Raw genomic sequence first — 23,927 nt, 5'->3', positions numbered from 1 at the left:
CAAGCCACCTCCCCGCCCGCCACCACCGAACCGAATGTCAGTGCGCCCCCTACCTCTTCGAGTTCCACGCCGACCAGCAGCGCCAGCCCGACCAGCAGTCCCACAAGCACCGCGCCGACCGCGCCCGCGACCACGTCGCCCACGACCACGCAGACGGTGACCGCGCTCCCGCCACCACCACCAAAGCCGGGCATCGATTGCCGGGCGGTGGCATGACCACACAAGTCCAGCCGCCGGTCGCAGTCACTCCTCCACTGCCCACTCGGCGCAACGCCGAACTGCTGTTGTTGTGCTTCGCCGCACTGATCACCGTCGCCGCGTTGCTGATCGTGCAGGCCAATCAGGACCGCGGACTGCGCTGGAACCTGGTCAGCTACGGGCTGGTCTTTCTGGTGATATTCGGCGGCGCGCACTTGGCGATCAGACGATTCGCCCCCTACACGGACCCCCTGCTGCTGCCAATTGTCGCTCTGCTCAACGGCCTTGGTCTGGTGATGATCCATCGGCTCGACCTCGTCGACAACGAGTTGAGCGGCCACCGTCATCCCAGCGCGACGCAGCAGATGCTGTGGACCGTGGTGGGGGTGGCCGCGTTCGCGTTGGTCGTCACGTTTTTGAAAGACCATCGACAACTGGCCCGCTATGGCTACATCTTCGGGATCGCGGGGCTGGTCTTCTTGGCCATCCCCGCGGTGCTGCCGGCATCCATGTCCGAGCAGAACGGCGCGAAGATCTGGATTCGCTTCCCGGGCTTCTCAATTCAGCCGGCCGAGTTTTCCAAGATCCTGCTGCTGATCTTCTTCTCGGCGGTGCTGATCGCCAAGCGCGGCCTGTTCACCAGCGTCGGCAAGCATTTCATGGGCATGACCCTGCCCCGCCCCCGCGATCTCGCGCCGCTGTTGGCGGCGTGGGTGATCTCGGTCGGCGTGATGGTCTTCGAGAAGGACCTCGGCACGTCGCTGTTGCTGTACGCGTCGTTCCTGGTGGTGCTCTACCTCGCCACCCAGCGGTTCAGTTGGGTCGTCATCGGCCTGGTGCTGTTCGTCGCGGGAAGCGTTGCGGCGTTCTTCCTTTTCGACCACGTGCGGGTTCGGGTGCAGATGTGGTGGGACCCGTTCTCCGACCCCGACGGCAGCGGCTACCAACTGGTGCAGTCGATGTTCAGCTTTGCGACCGGCGGCATTTTCGGCACCGGGCTCGGCAACGGCCAGCCCGACACCGTGCCGGCGGCGTCGACCGATTTCATCATCGCCGCGTTCGGCGAAGAACTGGGATTAGTGGGCCTGGCGGCCCTTCTGATGCTGTACACGATCGTCATCGTGCGCGGTCTGCGCACGGCGATCGCGACGCGGGAAAGCTTCGGCAAGCTGCTGGCGGCGGGTTTGGCGTCGACCCTGGCACTGCAGCTGTTCATCGTCGTCGGCGGCGTGACGCGCCTGATCCCGCTGACCGGCCTGACCACCCCGTGGATGTCGTACGGGGGTTCGTCACTGCTGGCGAACTACATCCTGTTGGGGATCTTGGCGCGCATCTCGCACAGCGCCCGTCGTCCCCTGCGCACCCGCGCGCGTAACACGTCGCCGATCGCGGCGGCCAGCACCGAGGTGATCGAGCGGGTATGAACGCCTCTCTCCGCCGGATCTCGGTGACCGTGATGGCGTTGGTGGTGCTGCTGTTGCTCAACGCCACGATGACGCAGGTCTTCGCCGCCGACGGCCTGCGGGCCGACCCACGCAACCAGCGGGTGCTGCTCGACGAGTATTCGCGCCAGCGCGGCCAGATCGTCGCCGGCGGCCAGCTGTTGGCCTACTCCGTGGCCACCGACAGCCGCTTCCGGTTCCTGCGCGTCTATCCCAATCCGGCGGTGTACGCGCCGATCACCGGCTTCTACTCGCTGCGCTATTCGAGCGCCGGCCTGGAACGGGCCGAGGACCCGTTGTTGAACGGGTCCGACGAGCGCCTGTTCGGACGCCGGCTGGCCGACTTCTTCACCGGCCGCGATCCGCGCGGCGGCAACGTCGACACGACGATCGTCCCGCGGGTCCAACAGGCCGGCTGGGACGCGATGCAGCAGGGCTGCGGCGGACCGCCGTGCAAGGGAGCCGTCGTCGCCCTGGAGCCGTCCACCGGCAAGATCCTGGCCATGGTGTCGTCGCCCTCCTACGACCCCAACCTGCTGGCGTCGCACGATCCCGAGGTGCAGGCGCAGGCCTGGCAGCGGTTGCGCGACGACACGGACAGCCCGCTGACGAACCGCGCGATCTCGGAGACCTACCCGCCGGGTTCCACGTTCAAGGTGGTCACCACCGCTGCGGCGCTGCAGGCCGGCGCCACCGAAACCGAGCAACTGACGGCTGCTGCCACCATTCCGCTGCCGGGCAGCACCGCCACGCTGGAGAACTACGGCGGCACGCCGTGCGGCAACGAGCCGACGGTGTCGCTGCGCCAGGCGTTCGCCCTGTCCTGCAACACCGCCTTCGTCCAGCTGGGCATCATGACCGGCGCCGACGCGCTGCGCAGCATGGCGCGCTCGTTCGGGCTGGACACCACGCCCAGCGTCATTCCGCTGCAGGTTGCCGAATCCACCGTCGGGATCATCCCGGACGCCGCCGCGCTGGGCATGTCCAGCATCGGTCAAAAGGATGTGGCGTTGACGCCGCTGGAAAACGCCCAGATCGCCGCGACCATCGCGAACGCCGGGGTGACCATGCAGCCCTACCTGATCGATAGCCTCAAGGGACCGGACCTTTCGAACATCAGCACCACGGCGCCCTACCAACAGCGCCGCGCGGTGTCGCCGCAGGTCGCCGCTAAGCTAACAGAGCTGATGGTCGGCGCCGAGAAGGTCGCACAGCAGAAAGGGGCGATTCCCGGCGTGCAGATTGCATCCAAGACGGGTACCGCAGAGCATGGCACCGACCCGCGTCACACTCCGCCGCACGCGTGGTACATCGCGTTCGCGCCCGCGCAGGCGCCGAAGGTTGCCGTGGCGGTGCTGGTGGAGAACGGCGCCGACCGACTGTCCGCGACCGGGGGCGCGCTGGCCGCGCCGATCGGACGGGCGGTGATCGAGGCGGCGCTACAGGGAGGACCATGAGCCCGCGAGTTGGTGTGACGCTGTCAGGCAGATACCGCCTGCAACGCCTGATCGCCACCGGTGGCATGGGCCAGGTGTGGGAGGCCGTGGACAGCCGGCTGGGCCGGCGCGTCGCGGTCAAGGTGCTGAAGCAGGAGTTCTCCCAGGACCCCGAGTTCATCGAGCGGTTCCGCGCCGAGGCGCGCACCACCGCGATGCTGAACCATCCCGGCATCGCGCAGGTCCACGACTACGGCGAGAGCCAGCTGGACGGCGAGGGCCGGACGGCGTACCTGGTGATGGAGCTGGTCAACGGCGAACCGCTGAATTCGGTGCTCAAGCGCACCGGGCGGCTGTCGCTGCGGCACGCGCTGGACATGCTCGAGCAGACCGGTCGGGCGCTTCAGGTTGCGCACGCCGCCGGCCTGGTCCACCGCGACGTCAAACCGGGCAACATCTTGATCACTCCCACCGGGCAGGTGAAGATCACCGACTTCGGCATCGCCAAGGCGGTCGACGCCGCGCCGGTGACCCAGACCGGAATGGTGATGGGCACCGCGCAATACATCGCCCCCGAACAGGCGCTGGGCCACGACGCCACCCCGTCCAGCGACGTCTACTCACTGGGAGTCGTTGGCTACGAGGTGGTTTCGGGGAAGCGGCCGTTCAGCGGTGACGGCGCGTTGACGGTGGCGATGAAGCACATCAAGGAACCGCCGCCGCCGCTGCCCGCCGAACTGCCGCCCAACGTGCGGGAGCTCATCGAGATCACCCTCGTCAAGAATCCCCAGATGCGCTACCGCAGCGGGGGACCGTTCGCCGACGCCGTCGCGGCGGTGCGGGCCGGGCGCCGGCCCCCGCGGCCGAGCCAGTCGCCGCCGCCGGGGCGGGCCTCACCGGCGTCCATTCCGTCCAGCCCGCACACCCGGGCGCCCGTCACCGCGGGCCGCAGCGCCCCGGTCCGCCGGTCCGGGCCGTCCACCGGCCGGTCGCGGCCCCCGGCCCGGCGCACCTTCTCGTCCGGTCAGCGGGCACTGCTGTGGGCGGCGGGCGTGCTGGGCGCGCTGGCGATCCTGATCGCGGTGATCATCGTCATCAATTCCCGCACGGATCAGCAGCAGCAACCCCCGACGGTCACCGACACCGGGACCCCGCCCGCGACGGCGCCGCCGCCGCCGAGCAGCACGCCCAGTGGGTCCGCACCGAGCCTGCGACTGGATTGGCCGGACCGCGGGAGCGTCGCCAAGTCCGGGCTGCACCGCAGCCCGCCGGCCCGGCCCGAAACGCCGCAATGACCGCGCCCGAGCCGCTGTCCGGCCGCTACGAACTCGGCGAGATCCTCGGTTTCGGGGGCATGTCCGAGGTCCACCTGGCCCGCGACCTGCGCCTGCATCGCGACGTCGCCGTCAAGGTGCTGCGCGCCGACCTCGCCCGCGACCCCAGCTTCTACCTGCGTTTCCGGCGCGAGGCGCAGAACGCCGCGGCGCTGAATCACCCGTCCATCGTGGCGGTCTACGACACCGGCGAGGCGGATACGCCCACCGGCCCGCTGCCCTACATCGTGATGGAGTACGTCGACGGCGTCACGCTGCGCGACATCGTGCACACCGACGGCCCACTGGCGCCCCGGCGGGCCATCGAGATCATCGCCGACGCCTGCCAGGCCCTCAACTTCAGCCATCAAAACGGCATCATCCACCGTGACGTCAAGCCGGCGAACATCATGATCAGCACCACCAACGCGGTCAAGGTGATGGACTTCGGCATCGCCCGCGCCATCGCCGACAGCGGCAACAGCGTCACCCAGACCGCCGCGGTGATCGGGACCGCTCAGTATCTGTCACCCGAACAGGCGCGCGGTGACTCCGTCGACGCCCGCTCCGATGTGTATTCGCTCGGCTGCGTCCTCTACGAAATCCTCACGGGCGAAGCGCCTTTCACCGGCGACTCGCCCGTCGCGGTGGCCTACCAGCACGTCCGCGAGGACCCCGTGCCGCCGTCGAAGCGGCACGAGGGCATCTCCGCGGACCTGGATGCCGTCGTGCTCAAGGCGCTGGCCAAGAATCCGGAGAACCGCTACCAGACCGCGGCGGAGATGCGCGCGGACCTGGTGCGGGTGCACAACGGGGAGCCGCCCGAGGCGCCCAAGGTGCTGACCGACGCCGAGCGCAGTTCGTATCTGTCATCCGCGGCAGGCCACGGCCCGCGCACCGACCCGCTGCCGCGCCAGGCCCTCGACGACACCGACCGCGACGGTGCCCCCGGCGGTTCCATCGGCCGGTGGGTTGTCGCGGTCGCCGCGCTGGCGGTGCTGACGATCGTGGTCGTCATCGCGTTCAACACGTTCGGTGGCAGCACCCGCGACGTCACCGTGCCCGACATGCGCGGGCAGGTATCCGCCGATGCCATTGCGGCGCTGCAGAACCGGGGCTTCAAGACCCGGACGCTGCAGAAGCCGGACTCCACGGTTCCGCCGGATCACGTCATCAGCACCGACCCGGGCGCCAATGCGTCGGTGAGCGCCGGCGACGAGATCACCATCAACGTCTCCACCGGACCGGAGCAACGTGAACTGCCCGACGTGTCCTCCCTGAGCTACGCCGATGCGGTCAGCAAGCTCAAAGCGGCCGGATTCAGCAAGTTCAAGCAGGCGAACTCACCGTCGAGCCCCGAGCTGCTGGGCAAGGTCATCGGGACCAACCCGCCGGCCAACCAGACGTCGGCGATCACGAACGTGATCACGGTCATCGTCGGCTCCGGACCGGAAACTAAGCAGGTTCCCGACGTCGCGGGCCAGACCGTCGACGTCGCGCAGAAGAACCTGACCGTCTATGGGTTCACCAAGTTCAGCCAGACCTCGGTGGACAGCCCCCGACCCGCCGGTGAGGTGATCGGCACGAATCCGCCCAAGGGCCAGATGGTTCCGGTGGACTCGGTGATCGAGATCCAGGTGTCCAAGGGCAACCAATTCCTGATGCCGGACCTGACCGGCATGTTCTGGACCGACGCCGAACCGCGGTTGCGCGCCTTGGGCTGGACCGGGGTGCTGGACAAGGGACCCGACGTCGACGCGGGCGGCGCCCAGTCGCACCGGGTCGTCTATCAGAACCCGCCGGCCGGGGCCGGTTGCAACCGGGACGGGATCATCACGCTGAAGTTCGGCCAGTAGCCGCGGCGTCGTCCGGGAAGTACGGCCGGACCGCGGCGCGCACCTCGTTCTCCAGCCGGCGCACCAGCGTGTCGTCGCGCGTCCAGCCGCAATAGGCGAGCCAGTTCGCCAGCATTCGGTGCCCGCCCTCGGTGAGGATCGACTCCGGGTGGAACTGGACACCGTGAATCGGCAATTCGGTGTGCCGCACGCCCATGATCACGCCGCTGCGGGTGCGGGCCGTGACTTCCAACACCGACGGCAACGACTCCGGCAGGATCGTCAGCGAGTGGTACCGCGTCGCCGTAAAGGGATCCGGAAGTCCTTGCAGCACACCGACATTGGTGTGAAACACGCTGCTGGTCTTGCCGTGCAGCAGCTCCGGCGCGCGGTCCACGGTGGCGCCGAACGCCACGCCGATGGCCTGGTGGCCGAGGCACACTCCCAGCAGTGGGGTGCGCCGCTCGGCGCAGGCTCGGACCAGGGCGATCGACGCGCCCGCGCGTTCCGGGGTGCCCGGGCCGGGGCTCAGCAGGACGCCATCGAACTGCGCGGCGAGGGCGTTCTCGTCGGCGAGCCGGGCGTCGTCGTTGCGCCACACGTCGGCCTCGACGCCGAGCTGGCCCAGGTACTGGACCAGGTTGAACACGAAGCTGTCGTAGTTGTCGACAACCAGGATCCGCATCGTGTCAGGGTACCGTCCGGCTCAGTAGCCCACCGGGCCCGCCGGCTGCGCGAAGTGCATGCGCACCGGTTCGGAATGGCCGGCGACCTGGACGTCGGGCTTGACCTCTTCCTGGTAGCCCAGCCCGAAACGGACCACGTACTGCTTGTAGAGGATGACAAGGGGAGCGGCGGCCAGGGCGGCCTGCATGGCCGCCGCGTTGCCGATCGCGGTGATCGTGTAGGGCGGGCTGTAGGTGCGCCCGTTGAGCAACAGCGTGTTGCCGACGCAACGGGGCACCGAGGTCGCGATGATCCGCTGGTCCTGCATCTGGATCGCTTCCGCGCCGGCGCTCCACAGCGCGTTGAGGACGGCCTGGATGTCCTGCTGGTGCACCACCAGGTCGTCCGGCGATGCGTCGCGGGGGAAGCGGCCGTTGGCGTCGCGCTGCGCGTCCTGGAGGGTCACCACCAGGCCCGGCCCGTGGACCGGGTTCATGTCGGCCTCGGCCGCCAGCTCCGCGGCGCGACGCAGCATCGCCGCGAGCGCGGCGTCCGACGAGCGGCCGTGCGCCGAATCGAGCTTGTCGGTCAGCTCGCCGCGCTCGGCGCTGAGGCGGGCCACCGACGACTGCGCCTCGCGGACCAGATCGACCAGGCGCGGCGCGTCGCTGCGGCGGATTTCGGCGCCGCCCGACACCCCGTGGGTGGCGGCGAGCAGCAACCCCGCCAGCAGGCACACCAGCGGGACGCCGAAGCGCCATGGTGAGCGGCGCCTGTCAATCATCGGCTCTCCATTTCCTGGTCACGGGGCCAGGTGAGTTAGTCTCGTAGCCGAGCCATCCGTGCAGCTGCCATCGTTATCGTCGCACCCCGTCCCGTTCAACATGTTGTTCAGGTAATGCCGAGGTACTGAAATGCCCAAATCGAAGGTCCGCAAGAAGAACGATTTCACCGTCAGCGCGGTCAGCCGCACGCCGGTGAAGGTGAAGGTCGGACCCTCCAGCGTGTGGTTCGTCTGCCTGTTTGTCGGCCTCATGTTGATCGGGCTCGTCTGGCTGATGGTATTCCAGCTGGCCGCGGTCGGAAGCCAGGCGCCGGCGGCCCTGAACTGGATGGCGCAACTCGGCCCGTGGAACTACGCCATCGCGTTCGCTTTCATGATCACCGGCTTGTTGCTCACGATGCGCTGGCACTGATCGGGGCCGCGCCGCTGATGAATTCATCTTGGGGTCCGCCTGTAACTGGCTCAGCAACGTTGTGACCACCCAATCACACGCGTGTGATTTATCCCCACTGTTGATAGCGCTTGTGGATAACCGCATAGCCAATGGTGGGAGGGGTTAGTCGGCCCGTGCAGCAAACAGAATGGGCGCCCGGTGCGGCCGGAATCGCTGGTTGCGGGGCCGTGGGCGTTTTGATGGCTATCGCGAGTGTGACCATAGTCACAGACCCGCCCGGCCGCATTTTGACGGGGATTGCCGCAGCCGGTCTGATCGTGTTTGCGGGCTTGACGTGGCGCGCCCGCCCGAAGCTGGCAATCACTCCCGACGGGTTGGCGCTGCGGGGGTGGTTTCGGACGCAGCTATTACGGCGCTCCGACATCAAGATCATCCGGATCACCGAGTTCCGCCGGCATGGGCGCACGGTGCGATTGCTCGAGGTCGAGACGGCCGACGGGGGGCTGGTGATCTTCTCCCGGTGGGACCTCGGGACCAACCCGCTGGAGGTGCTCGACGCGCTGACCGACGCCGGGTACGCCGGTGGCAACCGGCGCTGAGCGACGGCGCCGGTTCAGGAGATCGTGATCGACTCGATGACGACCGGCTCGGTCGGACGGTCGTTGCCGTCGGTGGCCGTTGTGGCGATCGCGTCGACGACCTTTTGCGAGTCGGCGTCGGTCACTTCGCCGAAGATCGTGTGCCGCCGGTTCAGGTGCGGCGTCTGGGCCACGGTGATGAAGAACTGGGAGCCATTGGTGCCCGGGCCGGCGTTGGCCATCGCGAGCAAGTAGGGCTTGTCGAACTGCAACTCGGGGTGGAACTCGTCGGCGAACTTGTAGCCCGGACCGCCGCGGCCGGTGCCGGTCGGGTCGCCGCCCTGGATCATGAAGCCCTTGATCACCCGGTGGAAGACCGCGCCGTCGTAGAACGGCCCCGACGGGCCGCCCGATGCATTCTGCGTCGAGTACTCCTTGGTGCCCTGGGCCAGGCCGACGAAGTTCGCGACGGTCTTGGGCGCGTGGTTCCCGAAGAGGGCGACCTTGATGTCTCCACGGTTGGTGTGCAGCGTTGCGGTGGCGGTCTGAATGGGGCTGTTAGTCACGGGGTTAGAGTCTGCCATTGCGGGCGGGCAAGCCCGCAGCCGGTACCGGGCGTGCCCGATTGATGGCAGGCTGATGAGGCACCGGGGGAGCGGCACAGAAGGGCGGCAGATGAGCGCGAAGGCGGAAACCCGGCTGACCCCGCGGGAGCGACTGGCCCGGGGCCTGACCTACACGGCGGTGGGACCGGTCGACGTCACCCGGGGCGTCGTCGGACTCAGCGTCAACGGCGCGCAGTCGACCGCGTCGGAGCTCCGCCGCCGCTACCGGGAGGGCCGGCTCGCCCGCGAGATCGCCGCGGCCCAAGAGACCCTCGCGCAGGAGCTGGCCGCCGCCCAAGAAGTGGTCGCCGGGCTGCCCCAGGCGCTGCAGGATGCACGCCGGGCCCAGCGGCGAAGGCCGCGTCCCTGGGTGATCGCGGGGGCGGCCGTCGTGGTCCTGGCGGGCGGTGCCGTCGCGTTCAGCATCGTGCGGCGATCGATGCGCGCAGGCCGCGAGGAGCCCTCACCCCTGCCGCCCAGCGTCGACGTGCAGCCGCGGCCGTAACGGGTTATCGCACCGCCAGCCGCAGCGATTTCCGGCGCCGGACCAGGATGCTCGGCAGCCATTCGCCGACGTCGAGCGCCTCGATCCAGGTGGTGCGCTCCAGCAGCTTGCCCAACACGATATGCGCTTCGAGGCGCGCCAGCGCCGCGCCCACGCAGAAGTGCAGGCCCTTGCCGAACGCCAGGTGGCCTTTGGCGCCGGGGCGGTCGAGGCGGAATTCGTTCGGGGCCTCGAAATGCGTCGGGTCGCGGTTGGCCGCGCCCCACATCAGCAGCAGATGGGAGTCGGCGGGTAAATCGACTCCGGCCAAGGTGGTGTCGCGCCACACGTGCCGGTAGTGCCCGCGGAACGGCGACTCGAGCCGCAACGTCTCCTCGATGAAAGCCGTTAGCAGTTGCGGGTTTTCGCGCAGCTGTTGTTGGATCGCGGGACGGTCGGCCAGGATCCACGCCGCGCTGCCCAGCAGCGACGCCGTCGACTCGCCCGCGGCGCTGAACAGGGTGAGCATGATGCCCAGCGCCGGCAGCTGTTCCAGCTCACCGGAAGCGCAGCGGGCCGCGAGGTCGGCCATGAGGCCGTATTCGTTGGTGGCGCTTGCCTTTTCGAAGTGCTCCGTGACGTAGCCGGACAGTTCCAGGGCGGCCGCGAAGGCCGCTTCGAGCTGCTCGGGCGTGACAACCCCGTCGAGCAGTGTGGTGGTGGCGTAGCCCAGCCGGATGAGCCGGTCGACGTCGTCGTCGGGCAGGCCAAGCAGCCGCGCGACCACCATCATCGGTAACCGGTTGGCGACGGCGCTCATCCATTCGATCTGGCCGCCGCGCAAATTCTCCGCCCAGAGGCGGTCGGCGGTCTCGGTCGCGAACTCCTCGATGATCCGCACGCGTTTGGCCGACAGGTGCGGCAGCAGGATCTTGCGGTGCAGCGCATGGGCCGGGTCGTCCGCAGTGGCCAGCGCGTGCGCTGCCCCGCCCGCCGGCCCCATGTCGAACGGGGTGAGGGTGCCGTCGTCGCGGAAGACCAGGGTCGCCGTGAGGTTTGAGGAAAAGTCCCCGACCCGCTCGACGGCCTCCTGCATCGCGTCCCAGCCGCACACGGCGTAGAACACGGACTCGCCGATGCGCTGCACCGGCGCCTCGGCGCGCATGCGGTCATACAGCGGATAGGGATCTTGGAGCGCCTCGGCGCCCAGCAACTGGATCGGTTGGTCCAAGACCGGCATGCGTTCAGGTTGGGTTCGCGGCGCGGCGGCGTCAATGGGTCGGGGACAAGTTGAGGGGCCGGGGCGGCCCTGGTCACCGCCGGTCGGCGGCGGCGGTCCGGGGCCAGCAGGGCGTTGTCGTGAGAAATCATGCTTGAAAATTCTCAGGATGAGAGAAGTATTTCTCTCGACCGCGACACCGAGGAGCCCGGATGGCACGCGACGACTGGTTGGTGGGCCGCGATCGCCGCGGCGAAGCCACCGAACGGATTTACACCGCGGCCGCGGACCTCATCTCGCGCAAGGGCTACGAGGGGTTCACGATCGAGGCCCTGGCGGCCAGGGTGCACTGCTCGCCCGCGACGATCTACCGCCATGCCGGCGGCAAGGCGGCGATCCGGGACGCCGTCGTCGCCATCCAGGCGGCGCGCATCGTCGACGCCACGCGGGAAGCCATCAAGGACCTGCGCGGCCCGGATCGGGTCGTGACCGCCACGATCATCGCGCTGCAACGCATGCGATCGGATCCGCTTGTCCAACTGATGCAGTCCATCCACGCGACCCCGGTCAGCGAATGGGTCATCAGCTCGCCCACCGTTACCGGCTTGGCCGCCGAAATGCTCGGACCCGACAATGACGACCCGCTCGCCGCGCAGGGGCTGATCCGCGTCTTCCTGGCGCTGTGGTGCTGGCCGCTCAAGGATCCGGCGGCCGAACGCGCCTTGGTGCAACGCTTGCTCGGTTCCGGAGAGGATGTAGGGCGTGACGTGGACGCGGTATGAGGGCAGGGCGCTCGCGGATGCCGCCCTCACCGGCGACGCGCTGGAGGCGGCGCTCGAAGACCAGGTTCGCGTCCAGCATCCGCATCTGACGGATGTGCGGCTGGAGTCGGTGCTTGCGACCGATAGCTACGACACCCGGGTGGGACCGCCTCGGCGTTGGTACCGAGTCACGTACCTGGCCGAGGGCGAGGACCTCTAGCGCTGTGGAGCCTAGGGGAATCGAACCCCTGACACCCGCCTTGCAAAGGCGGTGCTCTACCAACTGAGCTAAGGCCCCTCGTCGTGGCTCGGCGGGTGATCGGGTGGGTCAGCCACCGCCACGTGCCAGACCTCGACCCCGCGTCGTGACCGCACCACCGCCGCCGCTACAGCGACCAGCGCCAGTGGCAATGCAAGTCTCACGCAACGTCTGGACGGGCACATGGTTGTGGGCCTGGGAGGACTCGAACCTCCGACCTCTTCGTTATCAGCGAAGCGCTCTAACCGCCTGAGCTACAGGCCCTTAATCGCGTAGGGCCGAGCGACGAGATTACCGCAATCGCCGCCCCAGCCACAAAATCGCATGCCGCTAGTCGCGATCCGCCAGCGTGACCTCGATGCCGCCGATCAGATCGGTGGCGAGGTTGTACACGAACGCGGCGATGGTGGCCATCGCGGTGAGCAGGACGATGTTCACGAGGCCGATCAGCACGGCGCCGCCGAAGATGGTGCCGCTGGAAACCAGTTCCCCGCTGCTGCCGCTGGTGTTGTTCAGCAGGTCGCCGACGTTGCTGTTCAGCTTGGCCCACACGCCCATGCCGCCCAACACGAGGTAGAGGAACGCCACGGCGATCATCCACACGAAAAACAACGCCACCGACAGCAGCAGCGACACCTTCAACGTGCTCCACGGGTCGATCCTGCGGATCTGCATGCTGGCCCGTACGGGGCCGCGGGTGCGCCGCGACACCTGGACGCGGTTTTCGCGGCCCTCGCGGCTCTCCCGGCTTTCGGCGGTCGCCGTCCGGGCCGACGGCGCGGAGGCGGCCGACGTCTCGGCGCTGCGTTCCGGCGTGGGTTTGCGCTGCGGGTGCCGCGGCAGCGGCCCGGATAGGTCCGGCAGCTCGCTGGCGTAGGCCTCGGCGGGTGGGCCGTCGCCGCGCCCCGGCCCGGCCTCGAACTCGTACGGGGGGTGCTTCGGGCGCGCGGCCGCGCCCCCGCCGGGTGCGGCGGTGCCGAAAATGACGCGGTTAGGGCGTGCATCGGCGCCGGTGGGCGAGCTCGCCGGTCGCGGCGCGCCCTGCGATTCTGACTCGCGGGGCGCCGAGCGGGCCGGCCGAGCGGCGCCCTGGACTCCGCTCGCCTGCGCGGGCGCCGCGCGGTGTGCGCCGGGACGCTCCACCGCACCGTCGCCATTGAGGCCGTCGCCCTTGTTTGGGGCGCCCGGCTCGTTCGGTGAGGTCACCCCGACTCCTTAGATCTTTTGCGATGGCCGCCTGCGCGGTGGCTGTTGGATTATGTCTGGTCGGACCGAGTTTAAGCCTTACGACTCGTCAGCGCCCTCGGCCTCCTCGACGGCTTCGTCCGCGGCCTCCTCGGCGTTTCGCGCGATGGCCAACAGCGTGTTGTCCTCGCCGAGGTTCATCAACCGCACGCCCTTGGTTTGCCGGCCCGCTTTGCGGACCTGGCGTGCCGCGGTGCGGATGACGCCGCCGCCGGAGGTGATCGCGTACAGCTCGCTGTCGTCGTCGACGATCAACGCGCCCACCAGCCTGCCGCGGCGACGGTCGTACTGAACGGTCAGCACTCCCTTGCCGCCGCGTCCCTGCACCGGGTACTCCTCGATCGCGGTGCGCTTGGCGTAGCCGCCGGACGTGGCGACCAGCAGGTAAGTGCCCTCGCGGATCACGTTCAGCGACAACAGGTAATCGTCGGCGTTGAATCGCATGCCCTGCACACCGGAGGTGGCCCGTCCCATCGGGCGCAGCGCCTCGTCGGTCGCCGAGAACCGGATCGACTGCCCGTTGGCCGAGACCAGCAGCAGGTCCTCCTCCGAGGAGCACAGCACCGCACCGACCAACTCGTCGGTGTCACGCAGGTTGATCGCCACGATCCCGCCGGAGCGGTTGGAGTCGAAGTCGGTCAGCTTGGTCTTTTTGACCAGGCCGTTGCGCGTCGCCAACACCAGGTAGGGGGCGTCCTCGTAGCTGCGGATCTGGATGACCTGCGCGATGCGCTCCTCGGGCTGGAAGGCCAGCAGGTTGGCCACGTGCTGACCGCGCGCGGTGCGGGACGCCTCCGGCAGCTCGTAGGCCTTGGCGCGGTACACCCGGCCCTGCGTGGTGAAGAACAGGATCCAGTCGTGCGTGGACGACACGAAGAAGTGCGCGACGATGTCGTCCTGCTTGAGGCCCGCACCCTGCACGCCCTTGCCGCCGCGTTTCTGGCTGCGATACAGGTCGGTCTTGGTGCGCTTGGCGTAGCCGGTCTCGGTGATGGTGACGACGACGTCCTCGCGGGCGATGAGGTCCTCGTCGCTGACCTCGCCGTCGGCGGCCACAATCCGGGTGCGCCGGTCGTCGCCGTGCTTGTCGACGATCTCGGCGAGTTCGTCGCGCACGATCGCGCGCTGGCGCTCCGGCTTGGCCAGGATGTCTTCCAGGTCGGCGATCTCGGCCTCGATCTTGGCCAGGTCGTCGATGATGCGCTGGCGCTCCAGGGCCGCCAGCCGCCGCAGCTGCATGTCCAGGATCGCCTGGGCCTGGATCTCGTCGATGTCGAGGAGCTCGATCAGGCCGGCGCGGGCGATATCGACGGTCTCCGACGCCCGGATCAACGCGATCACTTCGTCGAGTGCGTCAAGGGCTTTCACCAAACCCCGCAGGATGTGGGCCCGTTCGTTGGCCTTGCGCAGCCGATAGGTGGTGCGGCGCACGATGACGTCGAGCTGGTGCGCGACGTAGTGGCGGATCATCTGGTCGAGCCGCAGGGTACGCGGCACGCCGTCGACGATGGCCAGCATGTTGGCGCCGAAGCTGGTCTGCAGCTGGGTGTGCTTGTAGAGGTTGTTCAGCACGACCTTGGCCACCGCGTCACGCTTGAGCTCGACGACGATGCGCAGGCCCACCCGGTCGCTGGACTGGTCTTCGATGTTGGCGATCCCGGCGAGCCTGCCGTCACGGACCTGCTCGGCGATCGAGGTGATGAAGTTGTCGTGGTTGACCTGATACGGCAATTCAGTGATCACCAAAGACGTTCGGCCCCTGGCCTCTTCGACCTCCACCACACCGCGCATCCGAATGGACCCGCGGCCGGTCTTGTAGGCGTCGTTGATGCCCTGAGATCCGACGATCAGCCCCGAGGTCGGGAAGTCGGGGCCCTTGACCCGTTCCATCACGGCGGCCAGCGTCGCTTCCTCGTCGGCCTCGTGGTTTTCCAGGCACCAGAACACCGCCTCGGCGAGCTCGCGCAGGTTGTGCGGCGGGATGTTGGTCGCCATGCCGACCGCGATGCCGCCCGAACCGTTGGCCAGCAGGTTGGGGAACCGGCTGGGCAGCACCGTCGGTTCCTGCACACGCCCGTCGTAGTTCGGGATGAAATCGACTGTCTCCTCGTCGATTTCGCGCAGCATCTCCATCGCGAGCGGGGTCAGCCGCGCCTCTGTGTTGTGGCTGACGAACCCGTTCGTCAGGAACGCGTGGTCCTCGGTGTCGACGCGGAGGCTGTAGACGGGTTGGACACCGGCTTCGGCGACGGACGCCACACGCGCGTAGTAGAACCGTCCGTCGGTCAGGTCGGTCGCGATGGCTGCGGCATCCGCATCATCTCCGTAGGCGCTGAGGAATTGGGCAAGCCCCGGCACCTCGTCGACCGTGGGGGCTATGCACGCCGTTGACGGCATGCCGCTTGCATATGCCACACGCTCGGCGTTCATGACAACGCAATCGCCCGCTCGGATCTCTTCGATCAGCTTCCATAGGAGCGTCGGAACGCCGGCGACGTTGACAAGACACAGCAGCGGATGGTTCGCCGTGCCGGTGACCTCGAAACCCTCGACCGTCCGCACGGTGTAGGTGTCATGCTCGCCCGAATGGAACAACCGATCGGCCCGCACGGGATTGCCATGCCGGTCAACGACTTTCATGTCGATGACGTTGTCGGTGTTTGGTAGCGCGCCGGGCGCGATGTCGGCGATCCGAATCGAACCGCCGGAAGCCAGCGCCACCAACGTATCTCCGGAGCAGCAGTACCTCATCGCCGCCGGCGGGTCATTGCCCGGTGAACCGAAGTTGCCCTGGCCGTCGACGAGCGGATACCGCAGCGACCACGGCTGGGCCATACGCACCAACGTGTCGTAGATCGACGCGTCGCCGTGCGGGTGGTAGTTACCCATCGTCTCGGCCACCGAACGCGCCGACTTGGCGTGGCTGCGGTCCGGGCGGAAACCGGAGTCGTACATCGCGTACAGCACCCGGCGGTGCACCGGCTTGAGGCCGTCGCGCACCTCCGGCAGGGCGCGGCCCACGATCACGCTCATCGCGTAGTCGATGTAGCTGCGCTGCATCTCCTGCTGAATGTCAACCGGTTCGATGCGGTCGCCGGCCTCGTCGCCAGGTGGCAGCGTGGTGTCAGTCATCTATTCCTCGTTTGTTTCGGAGTGCCTGATTCATCACACATCCAGGAAGCGAACGTCCTTGGCGTTGCGGGTGATAAAGCTGCGGCGCGCGTCGACATCCTCGCCCATCAAAATGGAGAACAGCTCGTCGGCGGCCGCCGCGTCGTCCAGGGTGACTTGGCGCAACACCCGCACGGACGGGTCCATCGTGGTCTCCCACAATTCCTTGGCGTCCATCTCGCCCAGACCCTTGTAGCGCTGGATGCCGTCTTCCTTGTTGATCTTCTTCCCGGCCTTCAGCCCGGCCTCCAGCAGTCCGTCGCGCTCGCGGTCGGAGTAGGCGAACTCAGGATCGGTGCGCTGCCACTTCAACTTGTACAGCGGCGGCTGCGCCAAGAACACGTGCCCGTTCTCGATCAGCGGCCGCATGAAGCGGAACAACAACGTCAACAGCAACGTCGAAATGTGTTGGCCGTCAACGTCGGCGTCGGCCATCAGCACGATCTTGTGGTAGCGCAGCTTGCTGAGGTCGAACTCGTCGTGGATCCCGGTGCCGAGCGCGGTGATGATCGCCTGGACTTCGGTGTTCTTCAGCACCCGGTCGATGCGCGCCTTTTCGACGTTGATGATCTTGCCGCGCAACGGGAGGATGGCCTGGAACATCGAATCGCGGCCGCTCTTGGCCGAGCCGCCGGCCGAATCACCCTCGACCACATACAGTTCGGACTTTCGCGGGTCGGTGGAGCGGCAGTCGGCGAGCTTGCCCGGCAACCCGCCCAGGTCGGTCGCGCTCTTGCGGCGCACCAGCTCCCGCGCCTTGCGCGCCGCGATTCGCGCCTGCGCCGACGAGACCGCCTTGTTGACAACGGTTTTCGCCTCCGAGGGGTTGGCCTCGAACCAGTGCGTCAGCTGTTCGTTGCACACCTTCTGCACGAACGACTTGACCTCGGTGTTGCCCAGCTTGGTCTTGGTCTGCCCCTCGAACTGCGGCTCGCTCACCTTGACGGAGATGACGGCGGCCAGGCCCTCCCGGATGTCGTCACCGGTGAGGTTGGGGTCTTTGTCCTTGAGCAGTTTCTTGTCTTTGGCGTACTTGTTCACCACCGAGGTCAGCGCGCTGCGGAAGCCCTCCTCGTGCGTGCCGCCCTCGTGGGTGTTGATTGTGTTGGCGAAGGTGTGCACCGATTCCGAATAGCCGCCGTTCCACTGCATGGCGATTTCGACCTCGTGGCCGGTGCCTTTTCCGTCGAAGTCGATGACGCTCTGTTGGATCGGGCTCTTGGTGCGGTTGATGTGCTTGACGAAGTCCACCAGGCCGCCGGGGTAGTGGAAGGTGCGGCGCTTGACCTTGTGCGGCGCGGTCGATTCGGCCGCCTTTTCTTCGGCACTCTTGGGTGCCTCGGCGGTGTCGCTGACGACCTCTTCGACGACCTCGTCCTGCTCCACCCGCTCGTCGGTGAGGTTGATGGTCAGACCCTTGTTCAGGAACGCCATTTCCTGCAGCCGGCGGGCCACCGTCTCGAAGTCGTAGTGGGTGGTTTCGAAGATGTCGGGGTCCGCCCAGAATCGGATGGTGGTTCCGGTCTTCTTGGTGGCCTCGCCCTCCTTGAGGGTTCCGGGAACGGCGTGGTCATAGAACTGCGACCACTCGTGGCCGTCGCGCTTGATGTCGACCTCGAGCCGGGTGGACAGCGCGTTGACCACCGATACGCCGACGCCGTGCAAGCCACCGCTGACGTTGTAGCCGCTGTTCTCGCCGCCGAACTTCCCGCCGGCGTGCAGCTGGGTCATCACGACGTCGACGGTCGGGGCGCCGGTCGCGTGCATCGCCACGGGAATGCCGCGCCCGTTGTCCGCGACTTCCACGCTGCCGTCGTCGAGCAGCCGGACGTCGACCTGCGTCGCGTAACCTGCCATCGCCTCGTCCACCGAGTTGTCGACCACCTCCCAGATGAGGTGGTGTAAGCCACGCTCACCGGTGGAGCCGATATACATGCCCGGGCGTTTGCGAACGGCCTCCAGCCCTTCGAGCACGGTGATGGACGAAGCGCCGTATCCTTCTTGGGGCTTCTTCTTCTGGGCAGCCACGGTCGGAATGCTCTCCTCGGGGTTTCATGCGGGCGGTTCGGTCACCGCGACAGTCGCATCCCACCACTCTACCGTGAAGGACCCCCCGTACCGATTCTCTGGGCGCGTTTCTACCCAGCTAACCGCGCCGTGCGCACGATTTCCGAGTTCCGGGCGCGTCCCGACGTGCGTTATGTAAGTCCGTTCCGTTCTGGCGGCTCTCAGGCGCCTGTTGATAGACGCGCGGCTGGGGATGTTTTGGGCATCGGATCGCCTCAGCCGTAGGTGTCGCGCGGCCCCCGCCCGGCGATGTGACGTGGGCCCTTACGCCAGGACGGTGCGGCCGGCCCGGTGATTTTCAGCGAGGTCACGACGCCGTTGCCCACCGCCGCGGCGATCTTGGCCAAGAGCTGCGCCTGAATCATCCGCAGCTGGGTCGCCCAGGCGGTCGATTCCGCCGTCACGCTGAGCACACCGTCGCTGAGCGCAGTCGGGGTCGCGTGGTCGGCGATCTGGTGGCCCACCACCGAGGTCCAGTGGCCCAGCACCGTGCCCTCGGCAACGTGCGTCGACCAACCGCGCTTTTTCGCCAGGTCACGCGCCAGCCGGCCCAGCGGTTGCGGATCCCGTCCGTCGGGCCCCGGACCCGACCAGCTGCGTCGCTGCCCCGCCAGGCGCCGCGGCACCGCCGGGGCCGACCGGCCGCGACCGGCGTCCTTACCCTGGGCCCGCGCGGCGGCGCGCGCCTCCTCGAGCGTGCGCCGCACCAGATCAATCCCGGTCAACCCTCCCATCCGGTCGAGCTCTTCCCCGCCTCCTGCGCCGGTCATAAACTCACCTCCGACATCCGGCCCGAGTCGTCGTCGCGCATATCGATGTGCACCCGCCTAGCGTCCCAGTCCGCCGGAATGTCTTCCGGCACCGCCGCGGTCACCAACACCTGCTCGGCCGACTCGGCCACCGACGCCAACGCGCGACGGCGCGTGGCGTCGAGTTCGGCGAACACGTCATCGAGCAACAACACGGGTTCGGTGCCGTCGGCCCGCAACAGTTCGTACGCCGCCAACCGCAGGGACACCGCGAACGACCACGATTCCCCGTGGCTGGCAAAGCCTTTCGCGGGTTGGTCGCCCAGCCGCAACTCCAGGTCGTCGCGGTGCGGACCCACCAGACACATCCCGCGTTCCAGTTCGGCGTCACGGCGCGCCGACAGGGCTGCCAACAGGGCGGCTTCCAGGAATTCGCGGTCGGTGCCGTCGAAGTCTTTTGAGTTGTGTTCCCCGAGGCTTGCGCGATACGCGACGGAGGCGGGCCGCGATCCGGGCGCCACCAGCTGGTAAGCCTTCTCCACCTCGGGCGCCACCTCGTTCACCAGATCGATCCGCGCGGCCATCAGGGCCGCGCCGTGCTCGGCCAGCCGGCTGTCCCACACGTCGAGGGTGTCCAGGGCGCTTCGGTCCCCCCGGTAACGGGCGCCGGACAGGGACTTCAACAGCGCCGTCCGCTGCCGCAGCACCTTGTCGTAGTCGGCGCGCACCCCGGCGATCGCGGGCCGGCGCACGGTCGCCAGATCATCGAGGTAGCGGCGCCGATCCGACGGGTCGCCGCGCACCAAAGCCAGGTCCTCGGGCGCAAACAGCACCGCGCGCAGCACCCCCACCACCTCGCGCGTGCTACGCACCGGCGACCGATTCAGCCGCGCCTTGTTGGCGCGGCCCGCCGCGATCTCCAAGTCGACCGCGCATTCCCTACCCTCGTTGACGACGATCGTCGAGACCACCGCGCGCTCGGCGCCGGCCCGGATCAGCGGCGCGTCCGTCCCGACCCGATGTGAAGCCAAGGTGGTCGAAAACCACAGCGCCTCAATGAGATTCGTCTTTCCAAAGCCGTTGGGCCCGACGAATACCGTCCGGCCCGGCTGCAACTCGAGGTCGGCGACCGCCCAGGACCGGAAATCACGCAGTCCCAAATGCCGGACGTACACCTACCCGGGCAACCGAACTGGCATCAACAGGTACACGTAATCCGTTGGCAACGCGCCGAACGGCCCGTTGCCGCTGGGGGAGGCGTCGTCGCCCGAGGCCGGGCGCAGCAACGCGGGCTTGCCCGGCGTCGTGAAACCGAACGACACGCGGTCCGAGTGCACCGACGCGAGCCCGTCGGTCAGGTACGTCGGATTGAAGGCGATCGTCAGCGGTTCGCCGACGAAATCCACCTGCAGGTCTTCTTCGGCCCGACCCACGTCATCGGCCCCCGCGGAAAGCCGCAGCGATCCCTCGGAGAATTCCATCCGCACCTGCGCACCCCGGTCGGCGACCAGGGCGACGAGCTTGATCGCCTCGGTCAGCTCGGCGACGTCGATGGTGGCGACGGCGGTGTGCTCGGCCGGCAACAGCTGCCGAAACTTGGGGAACTCCGCGTCCAGCAGCCGCGTGGTGCTTCGCTTGCCGTTGCCGCTGATGCCCAGCAACCCGTCCTTGCCGACTCCCGCGCCGGCGCCCAGCGACAGTTGAACCTCAGACCCGTCCGCCCCGGCTTTGGCCGCTTCGGCCAGCGTCTTGGCCGGCACCAGCACCGCGGCTTCGATGTCGGGCGACAACGCCGACCACGTCAGCTCACGAACCGCCAACCTGAACCTATCGGTCGCTGCCAAAACCACCTTGTCGCCCGAAATCTCAACCCGGATCCCGGTCAACATGGGCAACGTGTCGTCCCGGCCGGCGGCGACGGCGACCTGACCGATCGCCTCGGCGAACAGTTCCGCCGGCAGGGTCCCGGTGCCTTCCGGCAGCGCGGGCAGCGTCGGATAGTCCTCGACCGGCATCGTCGGCAGCGAGAAGCGGGCGCTTCCGCACGTCAGCGCAACCCGGTTGCCGTCCACATAGAAATCCACCGGCTTGTTCGGCAACGCCCGGGTGATGTCCGACAACAACCTTCCGGATACCAAAACGCTTCCCGGAGAAGCTATTTCAGCCGCAACCTGGGCTTCGGCGGAGACCTCGTAGTCAAACCCGGAAATCATCAGTCCCTCATCGGAACCGGACAACAGCACCCCGGACAGCACCGGCACCGCCGGCCTGGTCGGCAGATTCTTCGCCACCCACGACACCGCGTCGGCGAAAGACTCTCGCACCAGACGAAACTTCAAGTCGGTGAGGCCAGCTGTTGTCGTCGCCGCGTCCATAGCGTCCCTTTACGTGCCGAGTGTTCCGAAAAATCCAAGTGGCTAGCCGCCCGTCGCTAGCGGTCGCTGAACAACCGTAGATCGTCGGCGGCCATCTTGAAAGCTAATCGCACCGCCCGACAAAAGGCGTCATCGACGCGTCACGTGGCACCGCGGCGACGCGCGTCCCCAGCGCTGTTCTTCAAAGAACAATCTACGGAGAGATCTCAGTACTAGTAATAAGGACTGTGCAATCTGGGGACAGCCGGGCCTTGCCGCAGCTAGGCGAGCGGTGCGGTTGTGGATGACGCGGTTGATAACTCTGTGTGCGGCCGCGGGGCGCTGGGGATGGCGGCGGGATGTGGACGTAGACGTCATTGCTGCACCAGTGTTTGGACGGTTTGTGCACAGCGCTACCCACACTGCGATGGTGTGACGGCTGTGACAGGGGAGTGAGAAGTTTTTTGAAAAAAGTTGGCGGGGACGGCCGAAATCAGCGCTTGGAGCGCTGCCGGATGCGGGTGGTGAGTTCCTTGACGTGATCGAAGACCTCACGGCGCTCGGCCATCTCGGACAAGATCTTTCGTTGCGCGTACATGACCGTGGTGTGGTCGCGGCCGAACGCCTGGCCGATCTTGGGCAGCGACAAGTCGGTCAGCTCACGGCATAGGTACATCGCAATTTGGCGCGACTGGGCCAGCGCCCGTGTCTTGCCGGGTCCGCGCAACTCCTCGACGGTGGTGTCGAAGTACTCGGCGGTGGCGGCCATGATGGTGGCCGCGCTGATCTGCATGGTGCTGGCGTCGGCGATCAGGTCGCGAAGGACAATTTCCGCCAAAGCCTTATCGATCGGGGTCTTGTTCAGCGACGCGAACGCGGTCACCCGGATCAGCGCGCCTTCGAGCTCGCGGATGTTGCGTTCGATGCTGCTGGCGATGAGCTCGAGGACGTCGTCGGGCACGGCCAGCCGTTCCATCTGTGCCTTCTTGCGCAGAATGGCGATGCGGGTCTCCAGTTCCGGAGGCTGCACGTCGGTGATCAGGCCCCACTCGAACCGGGTCCTCAGTCGGTCTTCGAGGGTGGCCAGCTGCTTGGGCGGCCGGTCAGACGAGATGACGATCTGTTTGTTGGCGTTGTGCAGCGTGTTGAAGGTGTGGAAGAACTCCTCCTGGATACCTTCTTTGCCCTCGATGAACTGGATGTCGTCGACCAGCAACACATCGACATCGCGGTAACTGCGCTTGAACGCGACCTTGCGGTCGTCGCGCAGTGAGTTGATGAAGTCGTTGGTGAATTCCTCGGTCGAGACGTACTTGACGCGCATGCCGGGGAACAACCGCTGCGCGTAGTTGCCGGCGGCGTGCAGCAGATGAGTCTTGCCGAGGCCGGATTCTCCCCAGATGAACAGAGGATTGTAGGCGCGGGCCGGGGCTTCGGCGATGGCCAGAGCGGCCGCGTGCGCGAACCGGTTGGAGGCGCCGATGACGAAGGTGTCGAAGGTGTATCGGCGGTTGAGGCTGGTTCCGCCGGCGATCGCCGGGTCGGCAGCGTGGGGCCGTTCGGTGAAGTAGTTCGGCCAGCTCTGCTCGGCGGTGACGATCTCACCGTTTTCGTCACCCTCGTCGATGTCGACGGGCATGTCGATGACGGGATCGTCTGCCGGGGATTGCTCGTCCAGGCCGGTCGGGAAGGGCTCCGCTGCGGCGAAGGCAGCGTCGTCGGCGTCGTCTGCGGGTGGGGCGATGCGCACCCCGAGTTGGATCTGCTGTCCGAGCCGGCGGCTCAGGGCGTCGGTGATCGGGGCGCGCAAGTGGCGTTCGATCTCGTTCTGCACGAAGCTGCTCGGTACCGACAGCAGAGCGAATCCCTCAACGATGGTGAGTGGCTGAACGAGGTTCAGCCATGCCCTTTGCTGAGGCGTGAGTGGGGTGGCGAGGGCGGTGCGATTGGCGGCCATCCCCTCCGAGGCCGACTCGCCGTTGAGCTCGGAGACGACCGCGTTCCAAACTGTTGTGAATCCTGAACCGGGGTCATCGGTCAACGACGTAATCTCCCTGGTTCTCGCAGATCCCGGGTCGAGGGGCAGCCACGCTTGGTGACGAAACAACTGTCCACATAGTTATACACAGGTGTGGACAGGATGATGGTAAACGAGCCGCAGCCTACCGGCGACGGCCCGTGATCTCCGCGCTGAGGACAACCCGGGTGGGTCGTCTAGACAGCTAGTCGATCCGCCATCCTCGCTTCGTCGTCGAGCGCCGCTCCACTCTGAAACGGCATTGCCCGAAGCTAACAGTTTTCCGTTCGGCTGCCAACAGTTCTGCTGCATTCCAATCGGCCTCTTTAGGGTCATCTGGGCCCTGTTTA

Annotated in this window: 21 protein-coding genes and 2 tRNA genes; 9 read left to right on the top strand and 14 right to left on the bottom strand. The window is 67.4% G+C overall.

Annotated elements, in window-relative coordinates; translation table 11 throughout:
- Window positions 1-194 (bottom strand): hypothetical protein (locus A5673_RS29305; RefSeq protein WP_156748549.1); only part of this gene is annotated, 194 nt, incomplete at its 3' end.
- An 18-nt stretch (window positions 195-212) separates the two neighbouring features.
- Between A5673_RS29305 and A5673_RS23730 the strand changes: the two genes are divergently transcribed.
- Genes A5673_RS23730 through pknB form a run of 4 tightly spaced genes read left to right on the top strand, consistent with a single transcriptional unit; the run spans window position 213 to window position 6,245 of the window.
- Window positions 213-1,622, top strand: a complete 1,410-nt coding sequence (locus A5673_RS23730; RefSeq protein WP_068238324.1) for an FtsW/RodA/SpoVE family cell cycle protein — start codon at window positions 213-215, stop codon at window positions 1,620-1,622.
- On the top strand, window positions 1,619-3,097 hold the full coding sequence (gene pbpA, locus A5673_RS23725) for a D,D-transpeptidase PbpA (RefSeq protein ID WP_068238322.1): 1,479 nt from the start codon (window positions 1,619-1,621) through the stop codon (window positions 3,095-3,097). The genes A5673_RS23730 and pbpA overlap by 4 nt, the downstream gene beginning before the upstream one ends.
- Window positions 3,094-4,371, top strand: coding sequence for a serine/threonine-protein kinase (locus A5673_RS23720; protein WP_068238320.1), 1,278 nt, complete (start codon window positions 3,094-3,096; stop codon window positions 4,369-4,371). Before pbpA ends, A5673_RS23720 begins: the two co-directional genes overlap by 4 nt.
- A complete protein-coding gene (gene pknB / locus A5673_RS23715; protein ID WP_068238317.1) occupies window positions 4,368-6,245 on the top strand; it encodes a Stk1 family PASTA domain-containing Ser/Thr kinase in 1,878 nt (625 codons plus the stop codon). Before A5673_RS23720 ends, pknB begins: the two co-directional genes overlap by 4 nt.
- Here pknB and A5673_RS23710 read toward each other — a convergent pair.
- The gene (locus tag A5673_RS23710; protein ID WP_068238315.1) at window positions 6,223-6,909 is read right to left on the bottom strand and encodes an aminodeoxychorismate/anthranilate synthase component II; all 687 of its coding nucleotides are present in this window, start codon (window positions 6,907-6,909) and stop codon (window positions 6,223-6,225) included. The two genes, pknB and A5673_RS23710, sit on opposite strands and share 23 nt — an antisense overlap.
- Window positions 6,910-6,930: 21 nt before the next feature.
- Window positions 6,931-7,674: a DUF881 domain-containing protein gene (locus A5673_RS23705; protein WP_068238314.1), complete on the bottom strand. Its 744-nt coding sequence runs from the start codon at window positions 7,672-7,674 to the stop codon at window positions 6,931-6,933.
- 130 nt (window positions 7,675-7,804) lie between these two features.
- Here A5673_RS23705 and crgA point away from each other — a divergent pair, with 130 nt between their 5' ends.
- The gene (gene crgA, locus A5673_RS23700) at window positions 7,805-8,086 is read left to right on the top strand and encodes a cell division protein CrgA (RefSeq protein WP_066917062.1); all 282 of its coding nucleotides are present in this window, start codon (window positions 7,805-7,807) and stop codon (window positions 8,084-8,086) included.
- A 155-nt stretch (window positions 8,087-8,241) separates the two neighbouring features.
- Window positions 8,242-8,667 carry a PH domain-containing protein gene (locus A5673_RS23695; RefSeq protein ID WP_068238348.1) on the top strand — a complete coding sequence of 142 codons (426 nt, stop codon included), beginning with the start codon at window positions 8,242-8,244 and terminating at the stop codon, window positions 8,665-8,667.
- A 14-nt stretch (window positions 8,668-8,681) separates the two neighbouring features.
- On the opposite strand, the gene A5673_RS23690 is transcribed toward A5673_RS23695, so the two are convergent.
- Entirely contained in the window at window positions 8,682-9,230 is a 549-nt protein-coding gene (locus A5673_RS23690) for a peptidylprolyl isomerase (protein WP_068238313.1), read from the bottom strand.
- Window positions 9,231-9,321: 91 nt separating this feature from the next.
- On the opposite strand from A5673_RS23690, the gene cwsA reads away from it, so the two are divergent.
- Window positions 9,322-9,756 carry a cell wall synthesis protein CwsA gene (gene cwsA / locus A5673_RS23685; RefSeq protein WP_068238310.1) on the top strand — a complete coding sequence of 145 codons (435 nt, stop codon included), beginning with the start codon at window positions 9,322-9,324 and terminating at the stop codon, window positions 9,754-9,756.
- Window positions 9,757-9,760: 4 nt separating this feature from the next.
- Here cwsA and A5673_RS23680 read toward each other — a convergent pair whose 3' ends face one another.
- Window positions 9,761-10,975, bottom strand: a complete 1,215-nt coding sequence (locus A5673_RS23680; protein WP_068238307.1) for a cytochrome P450 — start codon at window positions 10,973-10,975, stop codon at window positions 9,761-9,763.
- A 191-nt stretch (window positions 10,976-11,166) separates the two neighbouring features.
- Here A5673_RS23680 and A5673_RS23675 point away from each other — a divergent pair, with 191 nt between their 5' ends.
- Together A5673_RS23675 and A5673_RS23670 are read left to right on the top strand one after the other, a co-directional pair.
- Window positions 11,167-11,736 carry a TetR/AcrR family transcriptional regulator gene (locus tag A5673_RS23675; RefSeq protein WP_068238306.1) on the top strand — a complete coding sequence of 190 codons (570 nt, stop codon included), beginning with the start codon at window positions 11,167-11,169 and terminating at the stop codon, window positions 11,734-11,736.
- On the top strand, window positions 11,717-11,935 hold the full coding sequence (locus tag A5673_RS23670) for a hypothetical protein (protein WP_068238304.1): 219 nt from the start codon (window positions 11,717-11,719) through the stop codon (window positions 11,933-11,935). Before A5673_RS23675 ends, A5673_RS23670 begins: the two co-directional genes overlap by 20 nt.
- A 5-nt stretch (window positions 11,936-11,940) precedes the next feature.
- On the opposite strand, the gene A5673_RS23665 is transcribed toward A5673_RS23670, so the two are convergent.
- The 9 genes from A5673_RS23665 to dnaA all read right to left on the bottom strand — a co-directional run bounded on the left by A5673_RS23665 (window position 11,941) and on the right by dnaA (window position 23,601).
- A tRNA-Ala gene (locus A5673_RS23665) sits at window positions 11,941-12,013 on the bottom strand.
- Between the two features lie 151 nt (window positions 12,014-12,164).
- A tRNA-Ile gene (locus A5673_RS23660) sits at window positions 12,165-12,238 on the bottom strand.
- A gap of 66 nt (window positions 12,239-12,304) precedes the next feature.
- Window positions 12,305-13,180 carry a DUF3566 domain-containing protein gene (locus A5673_RS23655; protein ID WP_068238301.1) on the bottom strand — a complete coding sequence of 292 codons (876 nt, stop codon included), beginning with the start codon at window positions 13,178-13,180 and terminating at the stop codon, window positions 12,305-12,307.
- Window positions 13,181-13,258: 78 nt separating this feature from the next.
- Window positions 13,259-16,351 (bottom strand): intein-containing DNA gyrase subunit A, encoded by a 3,093-nt coding sequence (gene gyrA, locus A5673_RS23650; protein WP_068238298.1) that lies wholly within the window; start codon window positions 16,349-16,351, stop codon window positions 13,259-13,261.
- Between the two features lie 33 nt (window positions 16,352-16,384).
- Entirely contained in the window at window positions 16,385-18,418 is a 2,034-nt protein-coding gene (gene gyrB, locus A5673_RS23645) for a DNA topoisomerase (ATP-hydrolyzing) subunit B (RefSeq protein ID WP_068238292.1), read from the bottom strand.
- Window positions 18,419-18,672: 254 nt separating this feature from the next.
- A complete protein-coding gene (locus A5673_RS23640; RefSeq protein WP_068238289.1) occupies window positions 18,673-19,227 on the bottom strand; it encodes a DUF721 family protein in 555 nt (184 codons plus the stop codon).
- Window positions 19,224-20,381: a DNA replication/repair protein RecF gene (gene recF, locus A5673_RS23635; RefSeq protein ID WP_068238285.1), complete on the bottom strand. Its 1,158-nt coding sequence runs from the start codon at window positions 20,379-20,381 to the stop codon at window positions 19,224-19,226. Before recF ends, A5673_RS23640 begins: the two co-directional genes overlap by 4 nt.
- Window positions 20,382-21,581, bottom strand: coding sequence for a DNA polymerase III subunit beta (gene dnaN / locus A5673_RS23630; RefSeq protein ID WP_068238281.1), 1,200 nt, complete (start codon window positions 21,579-21,581; stop codon window positions 20,382-20,384).
- Window positions 21,582-22,053: 472 nt separating this feature from the next.
- Window positions 22,054-23,601 (bottom strand): chromosomal replication initiator protein DnaA, encoded by a 1,548-nt coding sequence (gene dnaA / locus A5673_RS23625; protein WP_068238277.1) that lies wholly within the window; start codon window positions 23,599-23,601, stop codon window positions 22,054-22,056.
- Window positions 23,602-23,927: the final 326 nt, after the last annotated feature.

It is taken from the genome of Mycobacterium sp. E3198, assembly GCF_001667015.1.
In the GTDB taxonomy this organism is placed as follows: Bacteria; Actinomycetota; Actinomycetes; order Mycobacteriales; family Mycobacteriaceae; genus Mycobacterium.
This window is presented reverse-complemented; position numbering and strand designations above follow the sequence as displayed.